Source organism: Kribbella sp. NPDC055071, assembly GCF_053608045.1.
Genome location: NZ_JBSGUS010000022.1, coordinates 88,128 through 111,187, shown reverse-complemented (window position 1 = coordinate 111,187; position 23,060 = coordinate 88,128). Strand labels below are relative to the sequence as shown.

Here is a 23,060-nt window from a genome sequence, read left to right as displayed (position 1 = left end):
GCCGCCCCGATCCGGGAAGACCAACACTGTGGGTAAAGCGTCGTCGCAGAAGCAGTCGCGCCGCGAGATGATCGAGAAGATGCAGCGCGAGCAGGCTCGCTCGGACCGGACCCGGACGCTGATCATCGTGGTCGCGTCGATCGTGGTCGGCCTGGCCATCATCGCGTATCCGGCGATCCGGCTGATCCAGGACTCCAAGACGAAGAACCAGGCCCTGACCGACTTCGGGGTGGGTGCGTCGGCGGCCTCCTGTGCGGCGCCCACCGACGACGAGGCCGGCGGTACGCAGGACCACAAGGCCGAGGGCACGGTGATCAACTACTCCGTGTCGCCGCCGTCGTCCGGTCCGCACTACCCGGTCTGGGCGCCGTTCGACAAGAAGTTCTACACGCTCGACGACCGGCCCGCGATCCCGAACCTGGTGCACAACCTCGAGCACGGGTACACGATCCTCTGGTACAAGGACTCGATCCCGCAGGACCAGAAGGACCAGATCGAGAAGATCTCCAAGGCGAAGCTGCCGGACAGCTCGAACGGCAAATTCATCGCCGCGCCGTTCCGCGAAACCGACGGCAAGCCCTGGCCGGACGGCAAGACCATCGCCTTCTCCCACTGGAGCGGTAACGCCGCCGGCTCCGACAAGGCGTTCGGCCACCGCCAGTTCTGCAGCGCCGTCAGCGGCGAAGCCCTCACCCAGTTCATGGACAAATACCCCTCAGCCGACGCCCAAGAACCCCTAGGCGGCTAAGCGGCCACCGCTGCGCGGCGGCTGACTTCCAGCCGCCTCCGGCGGGGCGCACGACCGGCACTCATCAACCGGCCATTTCATGGGTTCTCCCATGAAATGGCCGGTTCTCTCATGAAATGTCGGTGGGAGAACGGTCAATCTCAGCGGATAACCGGCGGTCTCCGGATCCCGTGGGGAGTTGTGAGCCGGGTTCAGGTGATCGAGTCGTGGATCCGGGTCAGGAATCGACGGCGAATTTCGCCGATATCCACGACTCGATATCCCGGCCCGAACCACTCGCCACGACTCGATGCGCCAACCACAGCCGACGCCGGCCACGGCCGCCGTCTTTCCGGAACTTCCTGGTCGCTATCCGCAGATTTACTTCCGCAAAGACCCAGCCCGCCCTCACCACGGTCCACCCCCGTGATCACACCCACCCCGCACGGACCCCGTACGTCAGCCTCACCACAGTCCACCCCCGTGACCACACCCCGCCCGTGCGACCACTCGGGTCAGCGGCTCCGGGACAGCTGCGATCCTTCCCTGGTCGCGGTGGTGTGGGTCAAGGGTCGAAGATCGCGCAGCGACGCCGAAGGCGCCCTTGACGCACGCCACCGCGACCAGCACCATCACGCAGCCCGGAGACCGCGCCACCACAATCGCCTCACGCAAAACCACACCAGCGGCGAACCCACCACCCGCGCCCCCGCCGCAGGCGGCAACAGCACAGCCGCCGCGAAGCGGTGTGCCTTTCGTGGCGGCTGTTGTTCAGATGTAGTTGGCGTGGTCGGACTGGACTTGGGCTACCAGGTCTTTGACGCGTTCGCCGTCGGCCAGTGGGCAGACCATGGTGACGTCTTGGGTGTGGACGATGATGTGGCCCTGGAGGCCGACTGCGGCGACCAGGTGGTCGGGGTCGTCGGTGACGATGATGTTGTTGTGGGAGTCCAGCAGGCAGCTGAGGGTCGTGCCGTCGGTCCGGTTGCCGTTGGCGTCGGCGGCGTACGTGCCGGCGAGCGCGGCCCAGGAGCCGACGTCGAGCCAGTGGACGGGCATCGGTACGACGACCACGTCGGCATCGACCTTGCCTTGGGAGGCCGGCTCCATCACCGCGTAGTCGACGCTGATCTTGCGCAGGGTCGGATAGATCTCCGCCAGCGTGGCATCGCGTTCGGCCGAGTCCCAGACCGACGCGACCTGACGCAGGTTGGCGGCGGACTCGGGCAGCAGCTGGTCGAGCACGCTCAGCACGGTTTCGGCCCGCCAGACGAACATGCCGGAGTTCCACCAGAACCGCCCGGTGGCCAGATACTCCTCGGCGGTCTCGCGATCCGGCTTCTCCCGGAACCGGTCGACGACGAACGCCGGTGTCCCGTCGATCGGCGCACCACGCTCGATGTACCCGAGCCCGGTGTGCGGGTGAGTCGGCTCGATCCCGAACGTCACCAGCGATCGCGCCCGCTGCTCGACCACGGCGAACCCGTTCTCGATCGCGGCCTGGAACTCGTCCTCCGGGCTGATCAGGTGATCCGACCCGACGAACGCCACCACCGCATCGGGATCGTTCCGCGCGACCACCGCCGACGCCAGGCCGACCGCGTTCGCGGTATCGCGGCGGGCGGGCTCACCGATGATGTTGTGTTCGCCGAGCTCGGGCAGCTCCTTGCGCACGACCTCGGTGTACGCACCGACCGTGCAGACGTAGATGTTCTCCGGCGCGACCAGACCCGACAGCCGGTTGTACGCCACCCGGAGCAACGACTCCCCGGCCGCCAGCGGGAGCACCTGCTTCGGCCGGTCGTCCCTGGACATCGGCCACAGCCGCGTCCCCGAGCCACCGGCCAGGATCACCACGTTTCGCATGAGGAGAGACCCTACCGGTCGTCGCCCAACGGCGGCCGCGCCATGCGCAGATGCGCCAGGTCCGGCGGCACGTCCGACGTGGACCGCCAGAACAGGTCGGACTCCCCGTCCAGCGCGGTCGCAGGCGCATCGGTCAGCCGGAACCGATCCCGCAGCCGCCCGTAGAAGTCAGTAGGACGCAACCGCACCAGGCGCAGCCGCCGGGTCGATCCGTACACACCGATCCAGTCACCCGGATCGAGCACTCCGCGAAGCTGCCCGTCGATACTGACCGCGGCCTGGCCGGAGTGCGGCAGCACTCGCAGCGCAACCGGCTCATCGGGCGCCGCAATCACCGTGCGGTTGAACGTCATGTGCGGCGCGACCGGAGTGAACACCACAGCCTCTGTATTCGGCGAGAGGATCGGACCGCCCGCCGCGAAGCTGTATGCAGTCGACCCAGTCGGCGTGGCCACAATGACCGCGTCAGCCGAGTACGACGCCAACAGCCGACCAGCCAGGTACACACCCAGCGCCACCTGATGATCGCGAGCCAGCTTCTCCAGTACGACGTCGTTCAGGGCAGTCACGTCGAGCGCAACGCCCCAACCGTCGTCTCCGGGCGACTCAGCGCTGATGGCAGGTGGCGGCAGCGCCGGGCCGTGCCCGTAGCGCAGCAGCCCCTCGATACCGGGCGGAATCTCGAGCGGACGCGACGCCCGCATCGTCAGTGTCATCCGCTCCTCGATGGTGGCGCCGCCGTGGTGCACCGCCTCGAGCGCCGCTTCGACCTCGCTGCAGGCCACTTCGGTCAGGAACCCGACCTTGCCGAGGTCGACCCCGAGAATCATCGCGTTGTTCTTCGCGGCGATCCGCGCCCCGCGCAGGAAGGTGCCGTCACCGCCGAGCGTGACCACCAGATCCGGATTCCCGGCGTGGTGCAGCTCGTCCATCCCGCTGCGCCGCTCCTGGTTCCACACGTCGATGTCGGTACACCCGATGTCATGCTTCGCGGCCCACCGGCGGACCGTCTCCGCGGTCTCCACGGCCACCGGACGCCCCTGGTGCACGACCAACCCCAGCCGGGTCACAGCCACGACAGACCTCCTCAGAAGACAACCTGCCTACACGGTAGCCTCCCGCCCCATCCGGGCGAACTCCGAGCGGAACCGGGGCCGATCGGACGACGGCACCAGCTCTCGAACTAGTTGCCGTCAGCAACTTGTACGGCGAGGACCTAACGCTCCGGTGATTCTGCCTTCGCGGCACTGACGATCGGGTCGGTCTCGTCGTCGAACTCCCCGATCACCTCCTCCAGCAGATCCTCCAACGCAACGACTCCGATCGGACCGCCATCGCAGACGACTGCCAGCTGCGAACGCTCGTCGCGCATCGTCCGGATCGCCGTCGCCACCGGGGTCCCGGCAGTCAACTCGAGTGGTGCCGTCATCAAATCCGAGGCATGCACCGTCGTATCGCCTGCCGTCGTCGCCCGGGCGGCGTCACGGACGTGGACGATGCCACAGATCGTCGTACCGGAGCTCACGACTGCCAGGCGGGATCGTCCTTCGCGGCGACTCGTGAGCTCGACCTCGCGGGCGGACGCGGCCGCGGGAACAGTGGACAGCTGCGAGATCGGAGTCATCACCTGCGCCACCGTGGTGTTCTGGAGCGCGAGCATCGCGGTGAGCAGGTCGTGTTCGGGCGCTGCCAGCGTGCCGTGCTCGCGGGACGACTCGATCAGTAGAGCAAGCTCGTCCGGACCATGCGCGTTGGCCAGTTCGTTCTGCGGGGTCACTCCGACCAGCCGGACGCAGAGGTTGGCAAGCCAGTTGAGGACGAGCAGCAGCGGGCGGAAGACCCAGGTGAAGGCACGGAACGGGAGCGCGAGGATGAGCGCGGAACGCTCGGGGTTGCTGATCGCCCACGACTTCGGCGCCATCTCGCCGAGCAGCACATGCAACAGGCCGATCCCGCCGACCGCGATGATCAGCGCGATCACATGACCAACACCCTCGGGCACGTGGGCCAACTCGAACAGCGGATGCAGCAGGTGCGCGACGGCCGGTTCACTCAGCGAGCCGAGGCCGAGGGTGCACAGCGTGATGCCGAGCTGGGCCCCGGCGAGCATCACCGACAGTTCGCTCACGCCGGCGATCGCGGCGCGGGCCGAGCGGCTGCCGGACGCGGCCGCCTCCTCGAGCCGGTGGCGTTTCGACGCGACCAGCGAGAACTCGGCCGCGACGAAGAACCCGTTCAGTGCCAACAGAATCGCCGAGATGACGAGGGCGAGCGTCGTACTCATGCCGTCCGCTCCATCACGACGAGCCCGGGCACGCGGCGTTCGATGGTCTGAACGACGAGCCGGACGAACTCGGGCGGGACCGGCCGGCCCTCGTGGTCGATGCGGTGCGGCAGCTCGACCACGAGCTCATCGCCGACGACCGGGATCCGGCCGAGCCGGGCCATCACCAGACCGGACACCGTCTCGTAGTTGTCGCCGTCGGGCAGCGCGACCCCGGTGGCCTCCTCGACCTCGTCGAGCCGCCACCGCGCGGGCACGACCCACGAACCGTCGCCGCCCTGCACCAGCCCGGTCTCCGGGAGATCGTCCTCGTCGCGGATCTCGCCGACCAGCTCCTCGGCGATGTCCTCCAGCGAGACGATGCCGGCGAAACCGCCGTACTCGTCGACGACGATCGCGAGCTGGCGGCGGGCGATCCGGAGGCGTTCGAGGACGGCGGGCAGCGGCAACGTCGACGGTACGACGACCGGCGGCGACGCCAGTGAGCCGACCACGATCTTGGCCCGATCGGCCGGTTCGAGCTCGACCACGTCGCCGATCCCGACCACGCCGATCACCTCGTCGACCGAGTCGCCGATGACGGGGAATCGACTGTGGCCGGTGTCCTGCAGCTCGACCACCCGGGTCAGCGGCTCGTCGCGATGCATGGTGACCACGTCGACGCGCGGGATCATCGCCTCCTCGGCGATCCGGCCGCGGAAGTCGAGACCGCGGTCGAGCAGGCGCATCGTGTCCTGGTCCAGCAGGCCCTGCTCGTACGACGTGACGATGATCCGGTCGAGCTCCTGCGCGGTCGCGCCCTGCGGAAGCTCCTCGACCGGCTCGATGCCGACCCGGCGCAGGATCCGGTTCGAGGCGGAGTCGAAGACACGGATCACCGGGCCGGCGATGGTCAGGTACGTCAGCGTGGACCGCGACAGTCGCAGCGCGAGCGCCTCGGCCTTCGCGATCGCCAGGTTCTTCGGGGCCAGCTCGCCGAGCACCATCTGGATGATCGTTGCCAACAGCAACGCCAGGATGACCGAGACCGACGTACTCACGGCCGTCGGAACGCCGGCCGAGCCGAGGACGCGCTCGAGCCCCTTGCCGAGGTAGGGCTCGGCGAAGTACCCGGCCAGCAGTGCGGTGATGGTGATGCCGACCTGTGCACCGGACAGCACGAACGACAGCCGCGACGTCACCTTCAGCGCCCGCGCCGCGGCGGCATTACCACCATCGGCGAGTGTCCGCAGCCGGCTCCGGTCCACTGCGACGTACGCGAACTCCTGCGAGACGAAGTAGCCCGTGGCAACGGTCAGCACCAGGATCAGGGCCAGGCCGGCCAGGATCAGCATGGCTCGACCCTAATCGATCCCGATCCGATCGCTGCGTATCGTCGTGCCGGTCGCTCAGCCAAGGCTACCTAAAGCCTCGCGACCGGCAGGGGTCGATTCACGGAGTGGACGGGCGCTCGCTGTCCGTTGCCGGTGTCGGTGGCGCGGCGGGGGCCGGCTGTGCGGCCGGGGCCTGGGCCTGGGTGACCTCGGGTTTGTCGTCGTCGTTGCGCGCTTTGTTGAACTCGTTCAACGCCTTGGCCGCGTTCTTCGTCAGCTCGGGCAGCTTCTTCGCGCCGAAGAGCAGGACGACGATGACCAGGATGACGATCCATTCGCCACCTTGCGGCAGCTCCAGCTGTGGAACCATGACAAGCCTTCTTTCCGGGAATCCCCCACCACGGTACGTCGGTGCCCGAACCGTAGGGTGGGTCATATGTCACGAGTCTTGCCCGAGCTCTTCGCGGCCGCGGTCCGGCGGGACGGCGGCGCCCCGTTCCTCACCTACTACGACGACACGAGCGGCGAGCGGATCGAGCTCAGCGCCGTGACCACCGCGAACTGGGTCGCCAAGACGGCCAACCTGCTCGTCGACGAGTACGACCTCGAGTCCGGCGAGACCGTCGCGATCGGGCTGCCGCCGCACTGGCTGGGCGTGGTCTGGGCATTGTCGACCTGGTCGGTGGGTGCGTCGCTCACGAGTGGGGTCGGCACGCTCGCGATCACTGGGCCGGACTTCACGATCCGTGGGTCCCGCGAGACGGTCGCGTCGGCGTTGCTGCCGCTGGGTGGGCGGTTCCGGGAGCCGGTGCCGGAGGGGATCCAGGACTACGGCGCCGAGGTGTACAACCACCCGGACGTGTTCGTCCCGTTCGATCCACCGTCGCCGACGACACCGGCGTACGACGAACTCACGCACGACGACCTGATCCGTACGGCGGAACCCGTCACCGACCGCATCCTGGTCACGCGGGACCTGGTGTCACGCGACGGGCTGGGGCTGCTGGTCGGGGTGATCTCCGGAGGTGGTTCGATCGTGCTTTGCCGCAATCTGGATCCGGCCAAGCTGGAGCGCCGGGTGGCGGACGAAAAGGTCGACCGAATCGTGGAGGGGTAGACGTGCAGCGTTTCGAAGGGCGAGTCGCACTGGTCACGGCGGCGGCGCAGGGCATCGGCGAGGCGGTCGCACGGCGGCTCGCGGATGAGGGCGCGTTGGTGCTCGTGACCGGTCTCCAGGAGGAGAAGGCCGCCAAGGTCGCCGCCGAGATCGGGCCGCGGGCCTTGGCGCTGCGGGTGGATGTCACTAGCCGTGAGGACGTTGAGGCTGCCGTGGCCACAGCGGTCGAGCAGTTCGGCCGGCTGGACGTGGTGGTGAACAACGCGGGCGCCTGCATCGTGGGCAACGCACCGGAAGACACGACCGACGAGGCGTGGCACGCGCAGCTCGACCTCACGCTGGTCGGTGCGTCCCGGTGCATCCAGGCGGCACTCCCCGAGCTGGTCAAGACCCGCGGCAACGTCGTCACGATCTCCTCGGTGAACGGACTCGCCGCCTTCGGCAACATCGAGTACTCGGCGGCCAAGGCCGGCCAGGTCGCGATGTCGGTCAACTACGCGGCCCGCTACGGCGAACTCGGCGTCCGCTTCAATGTGGTTGCCCCAGGCACCATTCGCACCCCGAACTGGGACAACCAGCCGGACACCCTGGCCCGCCTCTCCGAGATGTACCCCCTCGGCCGAATCGGCGAACCCGAAGACATCGCCGCCGCCGTAGCCTTCCTGGCCTCCACCGACGCCGCCTGGATCACCGGCCACACCCTCCCAGTAGAAGGCGGCGTCCTCACCGGCCCCCGCGGCAGCATGAACCTGACCCCCTCCGGGCACTTCAAGAAGGTGTACTGAAGGTTGGCGTTGGGGTGACCGACCGCCAGGCACCCTCGTCTGCTATCTCTTGGGCCAGGCCTCCCAGGCTGTGGCGAACATTTCGTCGACTGTGTGGGTGTTTTTCCAGTCGAGGTCTCGGGTGGCGAGGTGGCCGTCGGCTACTACGCGGGAGGGGTCACCCGGGCGGCGAGGGCCTTCGGTGGGGGTGAAGTCGATGCCGGTGACGCGGCGGGCGGCGTCCATGATCTGGCGGACCGAGGTGCCGGTGCCGCTGCCGAGGTTGTAGACCTGCTCCAGCGTCTTCCCTGACTCCAGCACCCGCGCGGCCGCGACATGCGCGCGGGCCAGGTCGGCCACGTGCACGTAGTCCTTGACCGACGTCCCGTCGGGAGTCGGGTGGTCGGTGCCGTAGATCTGCGGCACCTTCCCCTGGGTGAGCAGGTTGCAGATGATCGGGAACAGGTTGTACGGGCTCGCGTCGTACACAGTCGGATCACCGGACCCGACCACGTTGAAGTATCGCAACGACGTGTGGTGCAACTCGGTGGCGGCCGCCTGGTCCCGGAGCAACCACTCCCCGATCAGCTTGGACTCGCCGTACGGGCTCTCCGGATGCGGCGGCGTCTGCTCGGTCACCAACTCGACCTCCGGAGTGCCGTACACCCCCGCGCTGGACGAGAACACGATGTTGCGGATCTCCTTCTCCGCCATCGCTTCCAGCAGCGACACCATGCCGGTCACGTTCTGTGTGTAGGTGTGCAGTGGCTTCTCCACCGAGACCCCGGCGTACTTGAACCCGGCCAGGTGAACAACCCCGCTCACCCCGTCGAGCGCCTCCCGCACCGCGGTCCCGTCCAGCACATTCGCCCGCACGAACGGAACCCCGTCCGGCACGAACTCGGCCTTCCCGCTCGACAGATCATCGATCACCCGCACATCGATGCCATCAGCAAGGAACGCCCGCACCACATGAGCCCCGATATACCCCGCACCACCACTCACAAGCCATGTCATGCCTCGATCCTGGCACGGCCCGCCAACGCACACCCCGCAGACGGGCCGATCCCGTACCAGCCGTGCATTCCGACAGGACGTGTCAGCAGCCGGCAAACCGCCGCACACTCAGCCGACCGCCCAACGGCGGCCAGTGGACGTATACGTCCTGTCGAACTGCACGGGAACCTACGAGATCGTCGCCAACCAGAAGTACGTGAGGTCGGTCCACACAACCCGAGCCGGTGCGACGTCCAGCGCGAACCGCTCGCGATCCGGGAAGTTCTTCAGCACCTCGAACGTACGGCCGTCGGACAGCGTTCGCGTCTGGTAGGTGTCGCCGTCCGGACCGGTCCGCGTGATCGGCTGGTTGCTACCTTCCACATATCGGTTGTCGGTCAGGATGACCACCCCGCCCGGCTCGACCCGATCGAGCAGCGTCCGGGCGAACCGTCGTACGTCGGCCCGCGGCACGTGTGACCAGAAGAACCCGGCGAAGATCGCGCCGAATCGCCCGGGGATCGCGTCCAGGTCGTACGCATCGGCGACCTGCAAAGTCACCTCGGCCGGGCCATAGGTCCGGGCCCTCGCGACGGCCAGGGTCTCGTCGTTCACGTCGGTGACCAGCACCGACTTCGCCGACGAAGCCAGAGCAGTTGTCCAGTAGCCCGTGCCGGCGGCCAACTCCAGCACCGATCGGCCGGCAACGAGCGGCGGCAGGAGGCCTCGGAGCTGGGCGATGCCTTCCTGCCGTTCCGGCTTCGCGTAGACCGCGTCGTACTCCGTCGCGCGCTGCCGGTAGTACTCGGTGAGCTCGTTCATCTCTGCAACCTCCACGGTGTTCCAGGAGGTCCGGCGACCCAAACGTCAGAACCTACCAGCTAGGTCCGTAGGGATGCGCGGAGTTTGGGGGTGAGGAGGAAGGCGCCGGCGTAGAGGAGGGCGGCGATGATGAGGAGGCCGTCGAAGCCGATGATGAGGGCGGCGTATTCGAGGCAGCCGCCGAGCATGGCGCCGAGGAGGTTCGCGCCGAAGGAGGCGGTGCCGTCTTCGGTGTCGGTGAAGCGTTTGGCGAAGATGACGTTCGCGGCGAAGATCGGCAGGAACGCGATCAGGACCGCGACGACGGCCCGCAGCCCGACCGGCATCTCCAGCAACCACTCGTCGGGGAAGATCCACGACAGCGCGAGCCCGCCGAACAGGATCGCGAACATCACCTTGATCGGTGGAGTCTTGAAGCGTCTGGTCACTTCGACGGCGGCGAGTACGGCGACCAGGACCCCGGCGAACACGATCGCGTTCACGACCCACGTCGTACCGAAGAGCAACGCGAACCCGGTGATGCTCTTCGTCTCGAGCAGCATGAAGCCGGCACCGAGCAGGAACAGGTCGGCGTACGGGCGCATCCGCCGGTACGACGATCCGCCGCCGGCGATCCCGACTCCGATCAGACCGGCGACCAGCACCAGCCCGAGCGTGATCAGGTACAGCGACGGCACCCGGTCGGTGAAGAGATAGAGGAACGGCCGGTTGTCGGTCGCGGGTGGCGGCGTGATCGCGGAAGGCCCGGGCCAGGCCGCGCCACACGTCTGGTCGGCCTCGGTCAGTCCGACCGTGACCACCGCCTGCTGCAGATCGTCACCGACCTTGTCGACGCACGGCTTGTGCCCGAACGCCTCCTGCGCCGTCGACGCCAGCCGGTCGATCAGCCACGTCTCGCGGTAGTAGTTGTACATCGCGAACGCGCCACCCGGGTTGAGGTGTTCACGCGCGGACTTGAACGCCTGCTCCGTGAACAGGTAACTCTCCAGCCGCAGCGAACTCGCGCCGTTCACCAGCGTCAGCGAGTCCGGCAACGCCAGCAGGATCAGGTCGTACTTCTTGCTGGTCCCCGACAGATACGCGCGTCCGTCGTTGATGTACGACGTCACCCGCGGGTCCTGGTACGGCCGGTCCGGGTGCAGCGCCTTCCCGAGGTCGCGGATCCGCGGGTCGATCTCGACCGCGTCCACATGCGTGGCGCCCTTCTTCAGCGCGATCGCCACGTCCGACCCGGAACCGGCGCCGATGATCAGCACGTTCTTCGGCTCCTTGCCGACGTTGGCCCGCTCGTACGGCAGGCCGTACTGCGGTTCCCACTGCAGCCGCGCGTCCGCGGGGATCGCCTGCTGATGCGGGACGCCGTTCACAGTGATCGTCAGCAGCGGCACGTTCTCCCAGGTGTACTGCTTGGTCTGCACCTTGTAGTACGGCGACCAACTGTTCTCCGGCCGGGTCGACTCGTGGAACAGCACCCCGAGCATGACCACCAACGGCGACAGCACCAGTACGGCGCTCACCCCGGTCGCCACCAACCGACGCCCGGACGGGACCGCGACCCGCGGAATCATCAGGGCCGCAAAGACGATCGTGACGATCAAGCCCCACCAGATCGGCGGCGCGCCCAGGAACGACAGGGCCGTGAAACTGACGATCCCGATCAGGCTTCCGACCAGGTCGAACCGGTACGCCGTCAACCGCGGCAACTCGGCGAAGCATCGCCCGACCAATTCGGCCGGACCGGCCAGGACGACCGCGGCCGCCACGAAGATGATCGGCAGGATCACCCAGGTCGGCGGGCCGGTCGTGTTCAGGCTGGTGAAGTAGATGACGCTGGACGAGGTCCCGCGGTTGACCGTGACCGGCTTCCACGCGATCACCGCGACCAGCAGGCCGAGCATGATCGGTGAGTAGTACGGCAGCCAGCGCGCCCGGCTGGACCGGAGGATGCCGATCCCGATGCCGAGGAAGGAACCGAGCAGGACGAAGTTCGAGAAGTAGCTGAGATGGACGACGTTCGAGCCGGTCCACCGGATCAACGCGAGCTCGGTGAAGAGCATCAGCGCACTGGATGCGACCAGCCGGGTCCGAACCCCCAGAGGGCTCGGCCAACGCGACGTAGTGACCTGCTCGGTGGAGGAGTCGACTGCCATGCGGCGCGACGTTACCCGAGCCAAGTGCCACAAGTCACACCCTCAACCACCCCGGCAACCACCCCGGCACCATCCCAGGCCCCAGCTTTGTGCACGACGTCCGTACGTAGGGGCGGTCAACGTGCGGACCTCGTGCACAAAGTGGGGGGATCGGTGGGTCAGGCGGCGGGCTTGGCGAGTTGGCAGCCGGCCTTGTTGAGGTCGAGAGTGCGGGTGGCGGTCAGGCAGGTGTAGAGCCACCACGTCTGCTGGCCGTACGCCGCACCTTGGTCAACGGTGATGTTTCCGTTCGCGTCGACCTCGCACGGGTTGTTCAGCGTGCAGCGTTCGCCGTCCTCGTTGCCGGTGTTGTTGACGCCGATGACCTCACCGGTCGACGTACTCACGACCGGTGAGCCCGAGGTGCCGCCGATGGTCTCGCACCCCGGCTGGCGGTACTTGATCGAGCTCTTCATCACCCAGCCGGCCTCGCGCAGCTCGGGGATGGTCGCCTGCACCGAGCAGGTGTAGATCCGCTTCCAGTAGCCGGAGACGACGGCCATCCCGGCGCCGTCGGCCGGACCGGCCTTGGCCAGCGTCAGCGGGGTCACGTTCAGCCGGGACGCGATCGCGGCGTAGGTCTCGGTGAGCCGGTACAGAGTGATGTCGGTCTTCGTCATCGTCGAGTACAGGACCCGGTTCGCGCGGACCGTGCCGGCGTTGCTGGAGCTCGGCTTGAGCAGCGTGAACGAGCGGGTGGACGAGCGGTTGACGATCACCTGACCCGGGCTCGGCATACCGCCTTCGAAGCAGTGGCCGTTGGTCAGGATCAACGCCGGGTCGGTGGACACCGACTCGGCGAACCGAACGAGTGAACCCGAACAGTTGCTGAGTGCTGCGATCCCGGTGAAGTCAGCACCGGGAGCCCTGAGAGCGGGCCTGGCAGCTGGTACGGCGGATGCCGGCTCGGCGGCCTCGAACGCCTGAGCCGAGCTGGTGCCGAGCATGGTGATGGTTGCGGCCGCTGCTCCGGCCGCAAGTGCAGTGAACAGTTTCATGGGCGGTTTCCTGTCCTCACTGATGTGCTGCTGTGTGCCTGCCGTGGGGGACGGTGCAAGCGGGGCGTAGTCGCCTTGGAACACTTCGTATCCGATCCGCGCCGCCGCCACCATCACAACTGTGTGAATCCGGGGCTCCACAGGGTGTCCGCACGGGTTTTCCTGCGCTCCGTGGCAGGACTGCTACTCTTCGTCTCCGGGTCCGCTTCCGCTCGAACCATCCGCCACCCCGGCACGTCGTACCGGGTGAGGGTGAGGACGACAAGGTACGGTCGGCAGAGCCCGCCGTACGGCGTAGACGAGGAACGGAAGGACGTCATGCCGCAGGAGAAGCCTGACCTGCGCAATCTCGGCGAGCCGGTGCGGTTCAAGCGGGCATTGACGCTGGTCCTGATGACGCTGGTGCTGCCCGGGTCCGCGCAGATCGTGGCGGGCAGCAAGAAGGCCGGGCGGTGGGCCTGGCGCGTGCTCGCCGGACTGATCGCGATCGTCGTCTTCCTCGTGGTGCTCGGGCTGATCTGGCGCTCCGGCACGATCAACTTCGTGGCCCGGCCGGGCACTCTGCGCGCCGTACAGATCGTGCTGATCCTGCTCGCGATCGGCTGGGCGGCACTGTTCATCGACGCGTACCGGCTCGGCCGGCCGTTGACGCTGGAGCGGAACCATCGTCTGATCACCAGCATCCTGGACACGGTTCTCGTGCTCTGTGTGGCCGGTGCGCTCGTCTATGCCAGCGTGGTCGTCAACACTCAGCGCGACTTCGTCGCCAGCGTGTTCGGCAGCGGGCACAAGTCGAAGGCCGAGAAGGGCCGCTACAACGTGCTGCTGATGGGCGGCGACTCCGGCGCGGACCGGGTCGGCACCCGCCCGGACAGCATGACGGTGGCCAGTATCGACGCCGACACCGGACGGACCGTGCTGATCGGCCTGCCGCGCAACCTGGCCAAGGTCCCGTTCCCGGCCGGTACGGCGATGGCCAAGCAGTTCCCGAACGGCTTCCAGTGGACGAAATGCGCGGCCGAGTGCCTGCTCAACGCCGTCTACACGTACGCCGCCAACCACAAAAGCCTGTTCCCAGGCGACCCGAATCCCGGTGAGACCGCTACCACGCAGGCCATCGAGGCGGTCACCGGCCTGAAGGTGAACTACTTCGTCCTGATCGACCTGGCCGGCTTTCGTGACCTGATCAACGCGGTGGGCGGGCTGACGCTGGACATCGGCAAGCGGGTCCCGATCGGCGGCGGCACGTCGCCGATCAAGGGCTACATCGAGGCCGGCGAGAACCAGCATCTGGACGGCTACCACGCGCTGTGGTTCGCCCGGTCCCGCGCCGAGTCCTCGGACTACGAGCGGATGACCCGGCAGAAGTGCGTGATGTCGGCCATGCTCAACCAACTGTCGCCGCAGACCGTGCTGACCAAGTTCCAGGGCATCGCCTCGGCGAGTAAACAAGTGGTCAAGACCGATATTCCGGCCGGTGAGCTGGGCACCTTCACCGACCTCGCGCTGGACGCGAAGAAGCTGCCGGTGTCAAGCTTCTCCGCGGTCCCGCCGTTGATCCACACCGGCAATCCCGACTTCGCGCTGATCAAGACCAAGGTGGCCGAGGCGATCGCGAAGTCGGAAGCGCTGGACAAGGACGGCTCGGGGGGAGACGGTAAGACGTCGAGCACTCCGCGTAGCACCACCAGCAAGCCCACGACCAGCACCACCAAGAAACCCAGTACGTCGAAGACCAGTACACCCCCACCCGCCAACGGCGTCGACGACGTCGCTTCGATCTGTAAGGCCTGACCTGATATGCCGCTGTCCCACTGGCCACCCGTGTCCGTCGTGATACCCGTGCTGAACGAGGAACGCCATCTCGAAGAGGCGGTCGGGCGCGTGCTCGACCAGGACTATCCCGGCGAGCTCGAAGTCGTGCTCGCCATCGGTCCGAGCAAGGACCGGACCCAGGAGATCGCGGAGAAGCTGGCCGACCGCGATCCGCGGATCAATCTCGTGGCCAACCCGACCGGCAAGACGCCGGCCGCGCTGAACGCCGGGATCGCGCACGCCAAGCACGACATCCTGGTCCGGGTCGACGGCCACGGCGCCCTCACCGACGGGTACATCACCCGGGCGGTCGAGGTCCTCGACGAGAGCGGCGCGGACAACGTCGGCGGCGTGATGGCGGCCGAGGGCCGGACGCCGATCGAGATGGCGGTCGCGTGCGCGTACCGATCCCGGTTGGGGCTGGGCGCGTCGACGTTCCATCAAGGCGGTAAGGCCGGGCCGGCCGACACGGTCTATCTCGGCGTGTTCCGGCGGGCCGCGCTCGAGCGCGTCGGTGGCTTCGACGAGACCATGCACCGGGCCCAGGACTGGGAGCTGAACTACCGGATCCGCAAGACCGGTGGGCTCATCTGGTTCAGCCCGGACCTGTCGGTCACGTATCGGCCGCGCTCGTCGCTGTCCGCGGTGGCCAAGCAGTTCTTCCACACCGGCCAGTGGCGGCGCGAGGTGATCCGCCGGCACCCCGAGACCGCGAACAAGCGCTACCTCGCCCCGCCGGTCGCGGTGATCCTGCTGGCACTCGGCACCATCCTCGGCATCATCGGCCTCATCACCGGCACCAGCTGGCTCGACCTGGGCTTCATCGCCCCCCTCGGCTACGCCGTCCTCCTCCTGGCCGGCTCCGCCGTAGAAGGCCGCTACCTCCCCTGGAAAGCCCTGGCCTGGATGCCCCCCGTCATAGCCACCATGCACGTCTCCTGGGGCCTAGGCTTCCTCGTCGGCCTCAAGGAAAAGCCAAAGGCAGTCTGAAGCCGCTCAGGAGCGGGTGGATTTGGTGTAGGCGGCTACTACCTCGTCGGCTGGGCCGTCTTGTTTGAGGATGCCGGCGTCGAGCCAGATGGCTCGGTTGCAGGTGTCGAGGACGACGTCGAGGCTGTGGCTGACCAGGAAGACGGTGCCGGCCTGGTCGCGGAGTTCGCGGATCTTGCGCTCGGAGCGGATCCGGAACTCGGCGTCCCCGGTGGCCAGCGCCTCGTCGACGAGCAGGATGTCGTGCGTCTTCGCGGACGCGATCGCGAACTTCAGCCGCGCCGCCATCCCGGAGGAGTACGTCGACATCGGCAGGTCGATGAAGTCGCCGATCCCGGAGAACTCGACGATCTCGTCGTACCGCTGCTGGACCTCGGCCGACGACATGCCCATCGCGAGACAGCCGAGGACGACGTTCCGGTCGCCGGTGAGGTCGTTCATCATCGCGGCGTTGACGCCCAGCAGCGACGGCCGCCCGCCGGTGTAGACCACGCCGGACGCGGGCGGCAGCAACCCGGCGATCGCCCGCAGCAGGGTCGACTTGCCGGACCCGTTGCGGCCGATCACGCCGATCGCATCGCCTTTGTAGGCGGTGAAACTGACGTCCTTGACCGCGTGTACCTCGCGGATCGTCGGCCGGTCCTGCCGTTTCAGGATCCGCCGGAACGCGGTCGCCGCCGTACCCTTGCCGCCCTGTCCCGCGATCACCTTGTAGATGATGTCGACGTGGTCGGCGATGACAGTGGGCTCAGCCTCTCCCATAGCGATCCTCCGCCCGCCAGAAGTAGACGAATCCGGCGGCCAGCATCACGATCGACCAGACGATCGCGATCGTCCACGCGTGCGGCAACTGGTTCTTGGTGTGCTCGTCGAGCAGCGACCGGCGGACGATGTCGATGTACGCCGAGATCGGGTTGAACGCGAGCACCTGGATCACCCACCCCGGCGCGTCGATCTGGGTCAGCTTGCCCGGCAGCGAGAAGAAGATCCCGGACGCGTACAGCCAGGTCCGGGTGATGAACGGCAGCAACTGACTGATGTCCGAAACGAACGTCCCGATCCGCGCGAACACCAGCGTGATCCCGACGTTGAACATCACCTGCAACAACAACGCCGGTACGACGAGCAGCCAGCGCCACGCGAGTCCGTCGGTGAAACCCACGAGCACGAACAGGATCGCCATCGAGACGAGCATCTGGTTCAGCTCGTTCAGTACGTACGCCAACGGCAGCGTCGCCCGTGGGAAGTGCAGGGTGCGGATCAGCGAGAGGTTCAGCGCGAGTGATCGCGAGCCCTCGGTCATGCAGCGTTGGGTGAACGTGAAGACGAAGATCCCGCTGAGCAGGAACGCGACGTAGTTGTCGATCCCGTTCTTCGTCCCGAGCAGGACCCCGAAGGCGAGGTAGTAGACCGCCGCGTTGAGCAGCGGGGTCAGCACCTGCCACAGCGAGCCGAGGCGGGCCCCGGCGTACATGGCGTAGGTGCGAGCGGTTGCGTAACTGAGGACGAACTGGCGACGGCTCCACAGCTCGCGCAGGTACGAGCCGAGCGCGGGGCGGATCGAGCTTTTGGAGAGTCCGTAGCGTTCGGCCAAGGCCGCCGGGTCGGTTACCCCGGTCGGCTGTGCGGCGGTCGGCATTGCGTCAATGTACTGCGTTCCGTGACGGTCCCGTGACTGAGGTCGACGTCGGGGTCAGGCCACCAGCCGGTCGCGCAACCGATCCAGATCCTCGGTGGTGAGACCACCGTGACGCAGGTATGCCTCGGGTCCGCCGTACTTTTCGTCGAGATGACGCAGAATCGCGACCAGCGACTCGGCCCGGGTATCGCGGAACTCGATCATCTCCGGGTGCCGCGAAACATCCGGCTCGGCCGCGAGTTGCTCCTCCAACCACGGGGCGAGTCGCGACTGGGTCAGGAAGTAGTCGGCGACGATGACGTCCTCGGGTACGCCGGCCACACTCAACGCCAGCGCGACCACCATGCCGGTCCTGTCCTTGCCGCCATGGCAGTGCACGACGACCGCGCCCTCGGGTTCGTCCGCGATCGCCTTCACCGCCGCGGCGAACAGCTCGGGCCGGCGATCCAGCATCACGATGCACGCGGCGACGATGGTGGCCTGCCCATGCTCGGGGTCGGCCGGATCCTGCAACGCCTGCCGGACGGCCAGCGGGGTACCGGTGAACGCGGTCGGCGCGATCGCCACCTCGTCGTCACCGCGCAGGTCCAGGATCCGCGTCACCGGCGAACGCCGTACCGCCTCGACGCCCTCGGGAGTCAGGTACTGCAGACTCTCGGACCGAATCAGCACACCCGCGCGGATGGTCCGCCCGTCGGCGGTGGGCAGACCGCCGACATCACGAGCGTTTCGGCATCCGGGCCAGTCAAGATCCATAAGGGGCTCCTGGTTGCGGCGGGAACGGGCCGGGCGCCTGCTTGCGACGGGATACACGGACTATGCCGATGATCAGGAGGACGGTGCCGAGGATGCCGAAGATCGCCATCGCACCGATGGCTCCGAAGATCGATCCGACGAAGCCGCCCAGCGACGTCCGCGGTCCGGCCGCGTAGCTCGCGGAGGTCTCGCTGTCGGTACAGGAGACGCTGTAGTCGCCGGCCGGTACGGGCGACGCCGACTTGGCCACGACGTACCAGGTGTCGCCGTTGATCGTGAGCACCTCGGACGTGGTCTGCTTCGTCAGCGGTACGTTGACACCCGACGGATCCTTCGCTTCACACGGCGGCCCGGGCACGGGCACGGACGAGTAGATCGTCAGACCCTCGCGCTCGAGGTGGACCGTGCCGCCCGCGATCGACTGCGGTGACCGCGGCGCCGTCTCGACGATCCTCCAGACGAAGAAGCCGGTCACCAGGGCGCCGATCACGAAGCACGCGATCGCGATCCAGATCAGCGTCTTCTTCGCCGGCGCGGGCTGCCCAGGGTAAGGCGGCTGGCCAGGGTAGGGCGGTTGGCCAGGGTATGCGGTCATGGCCGCACGCTATCGCGTCCAGGGTTACGGTACGCCGAGCAACCGCAGGCCGGCCGCGGTCGCCGCAGCAGCAACCACGACGAGGATGAACGGCGCCTTGCGCCAGGCCAGAACGCCGCCGACCAGCACGCCGGCCGGGCGGGCGATCCCCGCCGGACCGTGCCCCTCGGTCAGCGCGGATGTCGCGACGAGAGCGGTCAGCAGGAGTATCGCCGCCACAGCCAGCAGTTGCTGAGCCCGCTCCGGAATCTCGAAGCGACTGCGCAACGCGGGACCGGCGAGCCGCAGCGAAAAGGTGCCGACGGCAAGGATCCCGATGCCGACGAGGACAAGCGGGGTGTTCATCGAGACACCTCCAGTGCAGGTTTCGGGGCGCGATAGAACAGCAGCCCCACCAGGGCTAGGAGTACGGGCAGACCAGCAGGCAGGAACGGCGTTGCCGCCAACGCGACCACGACTCCGGCCAAAGCCGCCGTACGAGTCGAACGATCGCGCAACGACGGCAGCACCAGCGCGAGCAGGACCGCCGGAAATGCGGCGTCGAGACCGAACACGTCGGTGTCGGTGATGACCGATCCGGCCAGACCACCGGCGACGACACCGAGGTTCCAGCAGACGAAGATACCGATACCGCAGGCCCAGTACGCGGCGCGCTTCTCGGCGTGCTCCTCCTGGCTCAGCGCGAACGCGACGTTCTCGTCGGTCATCACGTGGCTGCCAGCCAGGCGTCGCCAACCGCTGCCGATCACATCGCTGACCGCCAGGCCGAACGCGACATGCCGTGAGTTCACCAGCAAACCACCGATCATGGCGGCGATCGGGCTTCCGCCGGCCGCCACGATCCCGACGAAGAGGAACTGCGAAGCACCCGCGAACACCACGATCGACAGCAGCACGGGGACCCACAGCGGCAGGCCGCCGCCGACGCTGATCGCGCCGTACGAGAGACCGACGACGCCGTCGGCCAGGCAGACCAGCGCGATGTCGCGGGCCAGGCCGGTGTCGAGTGTTCGCCAGATCGAACGCATGGGCATTATAGTGAACGGAAGACCGCCGTTCGTCAAGCCGAACAACCGGACCGATGGAGCGAACACCATGGATATCGAGCCGACCGGAACCGGACCGACAGTGACCGGCCCGATGAACCGGGACAGCAAGGCGCCGTTGGAGGCGATCGCGGCGTCGCTGCGCCGGCACCGCGCGCGGGTCGGCCTGTCGCTCAGCGAGGTGGCCAAACGCGCCGGCGTCGCCAAGTCCACGCTGTCGCAGTTGGAGTCAGGCACCGGCAATCCGAGCGTCGAGACGTTGTGGGCGTTGGCGGTCGCCCTGGACACGCCGTTCGCGGCGCTGCTCGATCCGCCGCGGCCCCGGGTCCAGATCATCCGCGCGGGCGAGGGGCCGGTGATCTACTCCGACCAGGCCGAGTACAGCGCGACGCTGGTCGCCTCCAGCCCGCCGAACGCCCGGCGCGATCTGTATCGGATCGTCGTCTTCCCCGGCCCGGGCCGGAAGTCCGAGCCACACATGCCCGGTGTCGTCGAACACGTCATCCTCGGCTCCGGCCGCGCCTTGGTCGGACCGGCCGACGACCCGATCGAACTCAACCCCGGTGACTACGTCGCCTATCCGGGTGACATCCCGCATATTTTCCAGGCGCTCGAGGACGGCACCGCCGCGACGCTCGTCTCCGAGCACGTCTAGCAACGACAGTTGCCCAGGGCAAAGATGCCCTGGGCAACCGAAAGTCGGTGGACGGCGGCGTCAGAGCTTGCGGCCGACGCCTCCGACGATGCACTCCTCGACCTGGTTCAGCGGCTTGACCCGGGGGCCGTCCGGCCACCAGTCGTCGCAGAGGACCAGACCCGGGGTGACCAGCTCCTGGTCGGGGAAGAACTCCATCAGCTGCTTGCGGGTGCGGAACATGCCGCTGCCCATCGGGCTGTGGACGAACTTCTCCTCCATCTTGCGCGCGACCTCGGAGTGCTCCGGCGTCTCCGGGTCGTAGAAATGCGCGATCACCGTGTACGACCCGGGCACGAGGGCGTCGACGTACGTCTGCATGATCTGCGCGCCGTCGTCGCCGATGTAGTGGTGCAGAGTGCCGTTCTGGATCAGGGCGATCGGCTGGTCGAAGTCGAGGAAGTTCTCCTCCTTGACCCGCGCCAACGTGGTCTCGGGATCGAAGATGTCGGCGCTGACGAAGCGGGTGTTCTCGTTCTCCTCGAGCAGCGCGCGGCCGTGTGCGAGCACCACCGGGTCGTTGTCGATGTAGAGAACCTTCGCCTCCGGCTGCAGCCGCTGCACGACCTGGTGGGTGTTCTCCGCGGTCGGTAGTCCGGAGCCGCAGTCCAGGTACTGCGTGATACCCGCCTGGCCGGCCAGGAAGCGGCAGGCGCGGATCAGGAAGTTCCGGTTGGACCAGGCCAGATCGTTGACCTGGGGCGCGACGGCGGCCACCTGGCGGAGCACTTCGCGGTCGACCTCGAAGTTGTCCTTGCCGTTCAGCGCGGCGTCGTACACCCGGGCGATACTGGCTCGGGTGGTGTCCACGCCCACCGGATCGGAACTGGGTGCCTTGGCGGCATCGGGCATCAGCGAACCTCGCAGATTGGTCGGGATGACTGTGGGTCCGACTCTACTGACAGTAGAGTCACGTGAACACATGCTGTAAGCGCGTCGGGCTGCGCCAGTTCACATTCTGTTGTGGAATGATCAAAACCTGCGTCGGGAGAGTTGCTGTGGGAGGCGAGGCGTGACCGAGACGGGCGCGTACGGCGGCCCTACCGCCCTGCGCATCATGCTCGGCGTCCACCTGCGCCGGCTGCGCGAAGGGGCGGGGATCACCCGGACCGACGCGGGCTGGGCGATCCGTGGTTCGGAGTCGAAGATCAGCCGGCTCGAGCTCGGCCGGGTCGGCTTCAAGGTCCGCGATGTCGATGACCTGCTCACGCTGTACAAGCTCGAAGACGGCGAGGAACGGGACCGGCTGCTCAACCTGGCCCGCGAGGCGAACAACCCCGGCTGGTGGCAACGCTGGGACGACCTGACGCCGACGTGGTTCCACTCGTATCTCGGGCTGGAGATGGCGGCGGATCTGATCCGTACGTTCGAGCTCCAGTTCATTCCTGGGCTTTTGCAGACCGATGACTATGCGCGGGCCGTTGTTCAACTCGGGCGGCAGGACAGAGCCCTGGCCCGGGCGGAGCAGGAGCGTCTGGTCGCGTTGCGAATGGGCCGCCAGCAAGTGCTGACGCGGCAGCGACCGGCCAGGTTGTGGGCAGTCATCGACGAGGCCGTGCTGCGGCGCCCGATCGGCGGTACGGCGGTGCTCAAAGGCCAACTGGAGTACTTGATCGAGGCTTCCAAACGGCACAACGTCACCCTGCAGATCATCCCGTTCGACAAAGGCGGCTACACCGCCACCGGCGGCGCGTTCACCCTCCTCCGCTTCAACGACACCGACCTACCGGACATCGTCTACATCGAGCACCTGACCAGTGCCGTCTACCTGGACAAGCGCGAAGAACTAGACACCTACGTCGTCACCATGGACGCCCTCTCCATCACCGCAGCCCAACCCCGAGAAACAGAACGAATCCTCCGAGAAGCGATAGACCTCCTCTGACAGGTCTGGCGCGCGTAGTGGGCGCGGCGACGAGGTGCGTCTGCGGAGCACGCGGGGCTTATCGGAGGCGGGCTCCGGGGCCGGGGCGGATGGCTACTTCGCGGGGGGTCGGTTCGTGGCCGGCGTCGCAGCGGAGTACTACCGAGACGTGGGCGTTGCAGTCGCCTCGGTGGCGGGGCTCTAGTGGGGGGCCGTCGTCCAGGGCCAGGTACTCGTCGCCCCACTGGATCATCGCGACCAGCACCGGATAGAGATCCAGGCCGGCTTGGGTCAGCCGGTATTCGTAGCGTTCGCGCTGGCCCGGCAGGCGGTACGGCTGACGGCGCAACAATCCGCGCTCGATCAGGGAGGCGAGCCGCTCGGTCAGGACCTGCCGTGGGATCCCGGCGCGGGTCCGGATGTCTTCGAAGCGTCGTACGCCGACGAACAGCTCGCGCAGCACGTGGAACGTCCATTTGTCGCCGAGGATCTCCATCACCCGCGAGATCGTGCAGTTCTCGGTCGACCACTGCATCGCCTCGGGCGCGTACTCGTCCACACCAGCACTCATACCACCATGCTAAG

24 protein-coding genes are annotated in these 23,060 nt (G+C 67.4%); 7 read left to right on the top strand and 17 right to left on the bottom strand.

Annotated features, from left to right (window positions below; translation table 11 throughout):
* The first annotated feature begins 28 nt into the window (after nt 1-28).
* Nucleotides 29-748 carry a DUF3105 domain-containing protein gene (locus ACWF4Z_RS30890; protein ID WP_452246693.1) on the top strand — a complete coding sequence of 240 codons (720 nt, stop codon included), beginning with the start codon at nt 29-31 and terminating at the stop codon, nt 746-748.
* A 750-nt stretch (nt 749-1,498) separates the two neighbouring features.
* Here the strand turns inward: ACWF4Z_RS30890 and ACWF4Z_RS30885 are convergent.
* The 5 genes from ACWF4Z_RS30885 to ACWF4Z_RS30865 all read right to left on the bottom strand — a co-directional run bounded on the left by ACWF4Z_RS30885 (nt 1,499) and on the right by ACWF4Z_RS30865 (nt 6,560).
* Nucleotides 1,499-2,593, bottom strand: a complete 1,095-nt coding sequence (locus ACWF4Z_RS30885; protein WP_452246692.1) for a mannose-1-phosphate guanylyltransferase — start codon at nt 2,591-2,593, stop codon at nt 1,499-1,501.
* Between the two features lie 11 nt (nt 2,594-2,604).
* Nucleotides 2,605-3,669 carry an NAD(+)/NADH kinase gene (locus tag ACWF4Z_RS30880; RefSeq protein ID WP_452246691.1) on the bottom strand — a complete coding sequence of 355 codons (1,065 nt, stop codon included), beginning with the start codon at nt 3,667-3,669 and terminating at the stop codon, nt 2,605-2,607.
* Between the two features lie 140 nt (nt 3,670-3,809).
* Nucleotides 3,810-4,877, bottom strand: coding sequence for a hemolysin family protein (locus ACWF4Z_RS30875; RefSeq protein ID WP_452246690.1), 1,068 nt, complete (start codon nt 4,875-4,877; stop codon nt 3,810-3,812).
* On the bottom strand, nt 4,874-6,211 hold the full coding sequence (locus ACWF4Z_RS30870; protein ID WP_452246689.1) for a hemolysin family protein: 1,338 nt from the start codon (nt 6,209-6,211) through the stop codon (nt 4,874-4,876). The genes ACWF4Z_RS30875 and ACWF4Z_RS30870 overlap by 4 nt, the downstream gene beginning before the upstream one ends.
* Nucleotides 6,212-6,308: 97 nt before the next feature.
* On the bottom strand, nt 6,309-6,560 hold the full coding sequence (locus tag ACWF4Z_RS30865; RefSeq protein WP_452246688.1) for a twin-arginine translocase TatA/TatE family subunit: 252 nt from the start codon (nt 6,558-6,560) through the stop codon (nt 6,309-6,311).
* A gap of 66 nt (nt 6,561-6,626) precedes the next feature.
* On the opposite strand from ACWF4Z_RS30865, the gene ACWF4Z_RS30860 reads away from it, so the two are divergent.
* On the top strand, nt 6,627-7,307 hold the full coding sequence (locus tag ACWF4Z_RS30860; RefSeq protein ID WP_452246687.1) for a TIGR03089 family protein: 681 nt from the start codon (nt 6,627-6,629) through the stop codon (nt 7,305-7,307).
* Between the two features lie 2 nt (nt 7,308-7,309).
* Entirely contained in the window at nt 7,310-8,092 is a 783-nt protein-coding gene (locus tag ACWF4Z_RS30855; RefSeq protein ID WP_452246686.1) for an SDR family NAD(P)-dependent oxidoreductase, read from the top strand.
* A gap of 42 nt (nt 8,093-8,134) precedes the next feature.
* Here the strand turns inward: ACWF4Z_RS30855 and galE are convergent, their stop codons facing one another.
* The 4 genes from galE to ACWF4Z_RS30835 form a co-directional block, all read right to left on the bottom strand.
* On the bottom strand, nt 8,135-9,088 hold the full coding sequence (gene galE, locus ACWF4Z_RS30850) for a UDP-glucose 4-epimerase GalE (protein ID WP_452246685.1): 954 nt from the start codon (nt 9,086-9,088) through the stop codon (nt 8,135-8,137).
* Nucleotides 9,089-9,256: 168 nt separating this feature from the next.
* On the bottom strand, nt 9,257-9,889 hold the full coding sequence (locus ACWF4Z_RS30845) for a class I SAM-dependent methyltransferase (protein ID WP_452246684.1): 633 nt from the start codon (nt 9,887-9,889) through the stop codon (nt 9,257-9,259).
* 59 nt (nt 9,890-9,948) lie between these two features.
* On the bottom strand, nt 9,949-12,039 hold the full coding sequence (locus ACWF4Z_RS30840) for a spermine/spermidine synthase domain-containing protein (RefSeq protein ID WP_452246683.1): 2,091 nt from the start codon (nt 12,037-12,039) through the stop codon (nt 9,949-9,951).
* A 158-nt stretch (nt 12,040-12,197) separates the two neighbouring features.
* Nucleotides 12,198-13,076, bottom strand: coding sequence for a S1 family peptidase (locus ACWF4Z_RS30835; RefSeq protein WP_452246682.1), 879 nt, complete (start codon nt 13,074-13,076; stop codon nt 12,198-12,200).
* A 252-nt stretch (nt 13,077-13,328) separates the two neighbouring features.
* On the opposite strand from ACWF4Z_RS30835, the gene ACWF4Z_RS30830 reads away from it, so the two are divergent.
* The gene (locus tag ACWF4Z_RS30830) at nt 13,329-14,870 is read left to right on the top strand and encodes an LCP family protein (protein ID WP_452246681.1); all 1,542 of its coding nucleotides are present in this window, start codon (nt 13,329-13,331) and stop codon (nt 14,868-14,870) included.
* Between the two features lie 6 nt (nt 14,871-14,876).
* On the top strand, nt 14,877-15,881 hold the full coding sequence (locus ACWF4Z_RS30825) for a glycosyltransferase family 2 protein (RefSeq protein ID WP_452246680.1): 1,005 nt from the start codon (nt 14,877-14,879) through the stop codon (nt 15,879-15,881).
* A 6-nt stretch (nt 15,882-15,887) separates the two neighbouring features.
* On the opposite strand, the gene ACWF4Z_RS30820 is transcribed toward ACWF4Z_RS30825, so the two are convergent.
* The 6 genes from ACWF4Z_RS30820 to ACWF4Z_RS30795 are packed head-to-tail and all read right to left on the bottom strand — an operon-like array spanning nt 15,888 to nt 19,899.
* Nucleotides 15,888-16,643: an ABC transporter ATP-binding protein gene (locus tag ACWF4Z_RS30820; protein ID WP_452246679.1), complete on the bottom strand. Its 756-nt coding sequence runs from the start codon at nt 16,641-16,643 to the stop codon at nt 15,888-15,890.
* A complete protein-coding gene (locus tag ACWF4Z_RS30815) occupies nt 16,630-17,520 on the bottom strand; it encodes an ABC transporter permease (RefSeq protein ID WP_452246678.1) in 891 nt (296 codons plus the stop codon). Before ACWF4Z_RS30815 ends, ACWF4Z_RS30820 begins: the two co-directional genes overlap by 14 nt.
* A gap of 54 nt (nt 17,521-17,574) precedes the next feature.
* Entirely contained in the window at nt 17,575-18,276 is a 702-nt protein-coding gene (locus tag ACWF4Z_RS30810) for a tyrosine-protein phosphatase (RefSeq protein WP_452246677.1), read from the bottom strand.
* The gene (locus ACWF4Z_RS30805) at nt 18,266-18,871 is read right to left on the bottom strand and encodes a hypothetical protein (protein WP_452246676.1); all 606 of its coding nucleotides are present in this window, start codon (nt 18,869-18,871) and stop codon (nt 18,266-18,268) included. The genes ACWF4Z_RS30810 and ACWF4Z_RS30805 overlap by 11 nt, the downstream gene beginning before the upstream one ends.
* A 24-nt stretch (nt 18,872-18,895) precedes the next feature.
* Nucleotides 18,896-19,216 carry an AzlD domain-containing protein gene (locus ACWF4Z_RS30800; protein ID WP_452246675.1) on the bottom strand — a complete coding sequence of 107 codons (321 nt, stop codon included), beginning with the start codon at nt 19,214-19,216 and terminating at the stop codon, nt 18,896-18,898.
* A complete protein-coding gene (locus ACWF4Z_RS30795) occupies nt 19,213-19,899 on the bottom strand; it encodes an AzlC family ABC transporter permease (protein ID WP_452246674.1) in 687 nt (228 codons plus the stop codon). Before ACWF4Z_RS30795 ends, ACWF4Z_RS30800 begins: the two co-directional genes overlap by 4 nt.
* A 67-nt stretch (nt 19,900-19,966) precedes the next feature.
* Here ACWF4Z_RS30795 and ACWF4Z_RS30790 point away from each other — a divergent pair, with 67 nt between their 5' ends.
* On the top strand, nt 19,967-20,572 hold the full coding sequence (locus ACWF4Z_RS30790) for a helix-turn-helix domain-containing protein (RefSeq protein ID WP_452246673.1): 606 nt from the start codon (nt 19,967-19,969) through the stop codon (nt 20,570-20,572).
* Nucleotides 20,573-20,632: 60 nt separating this feature from the next.
* On the opposite strand, the gene ACWF4Z_RS30785 is transcribed toward ACWF4Z_RS30790, so the two are convergent.
* A complete protein-coding gene (locus tag ACWF4Z_RS30785) occupies nt 20,633-21,463 on the bottom strand; it encodes an SAM-dependent methyltransferase (protein WP_452246672.1) in 831 nt (276 codons plus the stop codon).
* 160 nt (nt 21,464-21,623) lie between these two features.
* On the opposite strand from ACWF4Z_RS30785, the gene ACWF4Z_RS30780 reads away from it, so the two are divergent.
* A complete protein-coding gene (locus ACWF4Z_RS30780; RefSeq protein ID WP_452246671.1) occupies nt 21,624-22,496 on the top strand; it encodes a helix-turn-helix domain-containing protein in 873 nt (290 codons plus the stop codon).
* A 58-nt stretch (nt 22,497-22,554) separates the two neighbouring features.
* Here the strand turns inward: ACWF4Z_RS30780 and ACWF4Z_RS30775 are convergent, their stop codons facing one another.
* Nucleotides 22,555-23,046 (bottom strand): winged helix-turn-helix transcriptional regulator, encoded by a 492-nt coding sequence (locus tag ACWF4Z_RS30775; protein WP_452246670.1) that lies wholly within the window; start codon nt 23,044-23,046, stop codon nt 22,555-22,557.
* Nucleotides 23,047-23,060 lie beyond the last annotated feature (14 nt).